Below are 3,338 nucleotides of genomic sequence, written 5' to 3' on the forward strand. Positions count from 1 at the left end.
GGGGTGCGGGGCTGGGCGCGCAGGGCGCTGATGCCCCAGTACATGGCCAGCGCGCCCAGCATCAGGCTCACGTACGGCCAGCCGAAGAGGACGAAGAAGAAGGCCCACATACCGCACAGCAGGGCGTAGCGGGCGCGGCGCTGGGAGGGGTCCGTCGGGTCCCAGCGCGGATTGGGGGCCGAGTTGCCCGGCCCGTCCGGGCCACCGCCGGGAGCCGCGCCCGGGCGCTGGCCGAAGCCGCCGTCGGAGCGGCCCGGCTGGCGGTCGCTCCACTGGCTGCCCCACGGAGCGTGGCCGCCGTCGTCGTCGCCGTCGTCCGAGCCCTCGGGGCGGCGCGGCTGCCACGGGCGGTCGGGCGTGCCCTCCGGCGGCGCGGCGAAGGGGTTGTCGTCCTCGGCCGTGCCGTCCCGTCCCTCGCCGTTCTTCCCGGACTTCTTGCCGGAGGAAGGGGCGTCCGGCGGCGAGGCGGGCTGCTCCCGCAGCAGCACGCCGCTGCGCTCACCTCCCGGCACCGACGGCTGGGGGAGCGTGAGGAATCGCAGGCTGCGGTCCGACATCAAGTGAGCGTCTTCCCCTTGAGGATGTGACTTGCACGGTTTGCGTGGATCGGGACGGTACGGCGGGCCCGCCGACGCGAGCCTCACCCCGTGAACGCACCGCGCACCACCCGCGTTCCCGGACCGGTCCCTCCCAGACGCTACCTTCCGGCCACGCCCCCGTCCCGTGGGGGCCTTCCGATGTGCCGGTATCGTTGCTGACGTTCGGCCGCTTCGTAGACTTCCCCGTATCCCGGGGCTCGAAGCATTCGTACGACCGTACAAACGCTCCCCCGAGAAAGGGCCCCGCCGTGGCCGCCAAGCCCGTGGCCGAGCAGGCCAGGCCGGTTCAGCGCCTGGTCGTGCTGGTCTCCGGATCCGGTACGAACCTCCAGGCGCTGCTGGACGCCATCGCGGCGATCGGCACCGAGGCGTACGGCGCCGAGATCGTGGCCGTCGGGGCCGACCGCGGGAACATCGAGGGGCTCGCGCGGGCCGAGCGGGCCGGGTTGCCGACCTTCGTGTGCAAGGTCAAGGACTTCGGGACCCGTGAGGAGTGGGACGCCGCCCTCGCCGAGGCCGTCTCCGCGCACGAACCCGACCTCGTGGTGTCCGCCGGGTTCATGAAGATCGTGGGCAAGGAGTTCCTCGCGCGCTTCGGCGGGCGGTTCGTGAACACCCACCCCGCGCTGCTGCCCAGTTTTCCGGGGGCCCACGGAGTGCGCGACGCGCTCGCGTACGGAGCCAGGGTCACCGGCTGCACCGTCCACTTCGTCGACGACGGCGTCGACACCGGACCGATCATCGCCCAGGGCGTGGTGGAGATCCGGGACGAGGACGACGAGAGCGCTCTGCACGAGCGCATCAAGGAAGTCGAGCGAAGGCTGCTCGTCGAGGTCGTGGGGCGGCTCGCCCGCAACGGCTATCGCATTGAGGGACGAAAGGTAGTTATCCAGTGACCGCCGAGAGCAACAAGCGGCCCCTTCGCAGGGCGCTCATCAGCGTCTACGACAAGACCGGCCTCGAAGACCTCGCGCGCGGCCTGCACGAGGCGGGCGTGGACCTCGTCTCGACCGGGTCGACCGCCGGCCGGATCGCCGCCGCCGGCGTCCCCGTCACCAAGGTCGAGGAGCTCACCGGCTTCCCCGAGTGCCTGGACGGCCGCGTCAAGACCCTGCACCCGCGCGTGCACGCCGGCATCCTCGCCGACCTGCGCCTCGACAGCCACCGTGAACAGCTCGCGGAGCTCGGTGTCGAGCCGTTCGACCTCGTCGTCGTGAACCTCTACCCGTTCCGCGAGACCGTCGCCTCCGGCGCGAGCCCCGACGAGTGCGTCGAGCAGATCGACATCGGCGGGCCGTCCATGGTGCGCGCCGCCGCCAAGAACCACCCCTCGGTCGCCGTCGTCACCAGCCCCGAGCGCTACGCCGACGTCCTGGCCGCGGTCAAGGACGGCGGCTTCGACCTCGCCACCCGCAAGCGCCTGGCCGCCGAGGCCTTCCGGCACACCGCCGAGTACGACATCGCGGTCTCCAGCTGGTTCGCGAGTGCCTACGCCCCCGCCGACGACTCCCCGTTCCCCGAGTTCATCGCGGCCGCCCTGGAGCGCAAGAGCACCCTGCGCTACGGCGAGAACCCGCACCAGCCCGCCGCGCTCTACGTCGACGGCACCGGCGTCGGTCTCGCCGAGGCCGAGCAGCTGCACGGCAAGGAGATGTCGTACAACAACTACACGGACACGGACGCCGCCCGCCGTGCCGCGTACGACCACGCCGATCCGGCCGTCGCGATCATCAAGCACGCCAACCCCTGCGGCATCGCGATCGGTTCGGACGTCGCCGAGGCGCACCGCAAGGCCCACGCGTGCGACCCGCTGTCGGCGTTCGGCGGTGTGATCGCGGTGAACCGTCCGGTCTCCAGGGAGATGGCCGAGCAGGTCGCCGAGATCTTCACCGAGGTCATCGTCGCGCCCGACTACGAGGACGGCGCCCTCGAAGCCCTCGCCAAGAAGAAGAACATCCGCGTCCTGAAGGCCCCGGCCGCGCCCGCGCACCCCGCCGAGGTCAAGCCCATCGACGGCGGCGCGCTCCTCCAGGTCACCGACCGCCTCCAGGCCGAGGGCGACGACCCGGCGAACTGGACCCTGGCGACCGGCGAGGCGCTGAGCGCCGACGAGCTGGCCGAGCTGGCGTTCGCCTGGCGGGCCTGCCGGGCCGTCAAGTCCAACGCCATCCTCCTCGCCAAGGACGGCGCCTCGGTCGGCGTCGGCATGGGCCAGGTCAACCGCGTCGACTCCGCGAAGCTCGCCGTCGAGCGGGCCGGTGCCGAGCGCGCGCAGGGCTCGTACGCCGCCTCCGACGCCTTCTTCCCCTTCCCGGACGGCCTGGAGGTCCTCCTGGAGGCCGGTGTGAAGGCGGTCGTCCAGCCGGGCGGCTCGGTCCGTGACGAACTGGTCGTCGAGGCCGCCAAGAAGGCCGGCGTCACGATGTACTTCACGGGGACGCGGCACTTCTTCCACTGACCCGACCCCGACCTGGGCGGCGCTACGTGGAACTGCGCAGCGCCGCCCAGGTGTTGGGCCCCACCTGGCCGTCCACCTCCAGCCCCTTGGCGCTCTGGAACTGCTTGACCGCCGCCTGGGTGTCCCGGCCGAACTCGCCGTCCACGCCCGAACCGCCCACGCTGTAGCCGCGCTTGGTGAGCATGCACTGCACCTGGACGACCCGCTGGCCCTTGTCGCCGTAGTCGGTGAGTTCGGTGCCCGAGTAGTAGGTGCAGCCGGAGATCCAGGCGGGGATGGCC

4 protein-coding genes are annotated in these 3,338 nt (G+C 72.0%); 2 read left to right on the forward strand and 2 right to left on the reverse strand.

Features of this window, described 5'->3' with window-relative positions; all coding sequences use genetic code 11:
* Positions 1-557 (reverse strand): hypothetical protein (locus tag EHS43_RS40680; RefSeq protein ID WP_125195562.1); only part of this gene is annotated, 557 nt, incomplete at its 3' end.
* Between the two features lie 290 nt (positions 558-847).
* Between EHS43_RS40680 and purN the strand changes: the two genes are divergently transcribed.
* Entirely contained in the window at positions 848-1,495 is a 648-nt protein-coding gene (gene purN, locus EHS43_RS40685) for a phosphoribosylglycinamide formyltransferase (protein WP_125195563.1), read from the forward strand.
* Complete coding sequence (gene purH, locus EHS43_RS40690) at positions 1,492-3,057, forward strand: bifunctional phosphoribosylaminoimidazolecarboxamide formyltransferase/IMP cyclohydrolase (RefSeq protein ID WP_125195564.1); 1,566 nt, start codon at positions 1,492-1,494, stop codon at positions 3,055-3,057. The genes purN and purH overlap by 4 nt, the downstream gene beginning before the upstream one ends.
* 22 nt (positions 3,058-3,079) lie before the next feature.
* Here the strand turns inward: purH and EHS43_RS40695 are convergent.
* Positions 3,080-3,338, reverse strand: a 259-nt coding sequence (locus tag EHS43_RS40695) for a peptidoglycan-binding protein (protein ID WP_148104237.1), incomplete at its 5' end; no start/stop codon positions are given.

This window comes from Streptomyces sp. RP5T (genome assembly GCF_003933965.1).
Lineage (GTDB): Bacteria > Actinomycetota > Actinomycetes > Streptomycetales > Streptomycetaceae > Streptomyces.